This is a genomic window from Arthrobacter sp. YAF34, from assembly GCF_052113245.1.
Taxonomy (GTDB): Bacteria; Actinomycetota; Actinomycetes; order Actinomycetales; family Micrococcaceae; genus Arthrobacter.
The window spans coordinates 1-593 of the sequence record NZ_JBFRCV010000042.1; the positions used below are offsets into that span (position 1 = coordinate 1).

1 rRNA gene is annotated in these 593 nt (G+C 57.8%); it reads right to left on the reverse strand.

Features of this window, described 5'->3' with window-relative positions:
• Positions 1-474 precede the first annotated feature (474 nt).
• Positions 475-593: ribosomal RNA gene (locus AB4Y72_RS19675) — 16S ribosomal RNA — on the reverse strand; the annotation flags it as partial.

The window sequence follows — 593 nt, forward strand, 5'->3', positions numbered from 1 at the left end:
CAGCACAATCACGGATCAGATCCAGGTTCATATTCTTGGAAATTGCTTCTTATAAAAGATGCTCGCGTCCACTATGTAGTTCTCAAACAACAACCCCGTACCACACACCCCACACACACAACCCGCAAGGGCCGATACGCGCATGATCGATGCAGCCAGGAAACCAGAAACACACAAAACCCACACCCCGCCGGCCCTCCCCCGTAAGGGACGACCGCCAGGCCATGGTCCTGTTGTCTCAGGACCCAACAGTGTGCCAAACACTAAACCGCGCCGGCCCTCCCCCGCACCGTTCCAGGACCCGCCCGAAAGCGCATCCGTACTAGGAAAGAAGAAGACCACACGGCCGCTATTTGTTGATATTCCACCCGTGAGCACCCGCCGCAGAACAATCGTCTGCGCARCGGGCGTTACTCCTGACAACCCCGCAACACGGACATAACGTCCGGCAGGGTGGTTGTAGGTGCTCCTTAGAAAGGAGGTGATCCAGCCGCACCTTCCGGTACGGCTACCTTGTTACGACTTAGTCCCAATCGCCAGTCCCACCTTCGACAGCTCCCTCCCACAAGGGGTTAGGCCACCGGCTTCGGGTG